The organism is Paraburkholderia sp. RL17-347-BIC-D (genome assembly GCF_046027915.1).
Taxonomy (GTDB): domain Bacteria; phylum Pseudomonadota; class Gammaproteobacteria; order Burkholderiales; family Burkholderiaceae; genus Paraburkholderia.
The window spans coordinates 1-1574 of sequence record NZ_JARESS010000166.1; the positions used below are offsets into that span (position 1 = coordinate 1).

Consider the following 1574-nt stretch of genomic DNA (forward strand, 5'->3'; position numbering starts at 1 on the left):
AGCCGCGCGCGCAGCCGCCCGCACTGCACGACTTTTATGACGCCGCAATTGCGGGCGCATTCACCATTGAGCACGCCCTGATGCTCGGATGTGTCGCCCAGTTCACCTTGATTGGCCAGATTACATTAAGGCCCGTACTCCCCAGGCACAAAAAGTAAAAAGCCCCTCAGACTTCCGTCGCGAGGGGCTCCCTTTCCGGCGGTCCGGTTTAGACCGCGGCGTCCTTCAGCTTCTTCAGCGGGCGCACTTTCAGACGCACCGAAGCGGGCTTCGCGGCGAACCACTTGTCTTCACCCGTGAACGGGTCCTTTCCGAAGCGCTTCTTCTTTGCCGGCACGTCCTGAGCAACAACCTTCAGCAGACCCGGCAGCGTGAACTCCTTCGCACCCTTCTTGTGGACCGATGCGAGCACCGTTTCTTCCAGAGCGGCCATCAAGGCCTTCGCCGCTTTCGGCTCGACACCTGCGCGCTCGGCAAGATGGGTAGCAAGCGAAGCCTTCGTGAACGAATCCTTGATGGGCTTCAGCGGCGTGGCAGCGACCGCCTTCTTGGTGGCAGGAGTCGCCGCCTTCTTTACCGTCGGCGCCTTCGCCTTTTTCTCGACCGGGGTCATCTTCTTCGGAGCCGGCTTTGCTGCAGCTTTCGTTGCCATAGATTCCTCGTCATTGGTCAAAGGTTGGCCCGGGGTCCTTGCCTTTGCGTAGTCACCGACAATGCGCAAAGGTCCAAATCCTCAGGCTGGCACTAGCGTAGCAATTCGCATTTGAATCCGCAACGGGCGAGGCCCTAAAACAAGGGGTTTTGTGCAGAAGTAACGCAAAAACGGCGACCTGTACCCCTCCTGAGGAGGGTGCACTCACGAAAACGGCTACGCGACAGGGTTTGACGCAGGGGCAAGAGGGTGCATGGCCGTGCCGGGCGACGCGACCGAAGCCGAGATCCGGCAGCGGGTGCGCACGCATCGCAACGGCCAGCGTCACACGTTGACGGACGATCCGGGTTTGCCTGAGCAGCGGGTGCGTCTACGGCGTGCGTGAGCGCCGCCGCGTTTTCGATTTCATGCGAGGCCAGCTGTTTGCAGGAGATGGAGTGCGGACACGGCACAACCCCGGCTGCCGCGGTCGCGGACGATTACCGGGCGTTCTTCGTTCTGCTTCGGCGACGGCACGAACATGTAGCCGCGTCCGCGCAATGTCTGGATAAACTTCGGGCTCGACGGGTTGTCCTCGATCAGAGTACGCAGTCGGTAGACGGCAACGTCGAGGCTGTTGTTCTGGCTCTCAGATCGTCCCAACTGACTATTGACCATCGGGCGCGTCAGCAGGCGCATCGGGTTGCTGGCGAAAAGCTTGAGTAACGCGAACTCGCTGGAGCGCAGCGCGATTTCAGCGCCGTTCCTGATCAGACGCCGTGTCGCGAAGTCTATTTCGTAGTCGCCGAACGATATTTTCTCGCGCATCTCGGGAGCGTCGCACAGCGTTCGGTTGGCGCGTTGCACGGCACGCTTGATCCGGGCGGTCAGTTCATGAAGGTCGGCCGGGTCGACGATGTAATCGTCCGCGCCCGGTTCGAAT

Annotated in this window: 3 protein-coding genes; 1 reads left to right on the forward strand and 2 read right to left on the reverse strand. The window is 60.9% G+C overall.

The features are described from left to right. Window positions 1-208 precede the first annotated feature (208 nt). Complete coding sequence (locus P0D96_RS47890) at window positions 209-673, reverse strand: HU family DNA-binding protein (protein WP_408321311.1); 465 nt, start codon at window positions 671-673, stop codon at window positions 209-211. Window positions 674-905: 232 nt separating this feature from the next. Between P0D96_RS47890 and P0D96_RS47895 the strand changes: the two genes are divergently transcribed. Continuing rightward, entirely contained in the window at window positions 906-1037 is a 132-nt protein-coding gene (locus tag P0D96_RS47895; RefSeq protein WP_408321313.1) for a hypothetical protein, read from the forward strand. A 20-nt stretch (window positions 1038-1057) separates the two neighbouring features. Here P0D96_RS47895 and P0D96_RS47900 read toward each other — a convergent pair. Beyond that, window positions 1058-1574: winged helix-turn-helix domain-containing protein (locus tag P0D96_RS47900; RefSeq protein ID WP_408321315.1), on the reverse strand; the 517-nt coding region annotated here is incomplete at its 5' end.

Excerpts from the sequence above, each read along its gene's own strand:
- P0D96_RS47895 (WP_408321313.1), top strand. The coding sequence starts at position 906 with ATGGCCGTGCCGGGCGACGCGACCGAAGCCGAGATCCGGCAGCGGGTG.